Consider the following 224-nt stretch of genomic DNA (forward strand, 5'->3'; position numbering starts at 1 on the left):
TCTTTCAGATAACGCCATAGCGCAATCGCGAGGCGCCGCGCGACTGCGACGATCGCGATGCGCCGTGCGCGACGGTTTGGTCCCGTGCCCTGCGTGCGCTCGTTGAACCAGCGCGTGAGGGCGCTGTCGGGCTGGTAGCGAAGCCAGCACCACGCCATCTCGATCAGTAACGCGCGCACTCTTCGGTTGCCCTGCTTGCTGATTCCCTGGTCGACCTTGCTCTC

1 protein-coding gene is annotated in these 224 nt (G+C 64.7%); it reads right to left on the bottom strand.

The window, feature by feature from the left end; genetic code table 11:
* A partial coding sequence (locus tag VSR34_RS39410) for a transposase (RefSeq protein WP_342965335.1) occupies positions 1–224 on the bottom strand: 224 nt, incomplete at both ends.

This window comes from Paraburkholderia sp. JHI2823 (assembly GCF_038900695.1).
Taxonomy (GTDB): Bacteria; Pseudomonadota; Gammaproteobacteria; order Burkholderiales; family Burkholderiaceae; genus Paraburkholderia; species Paraburkholderia mimosarum.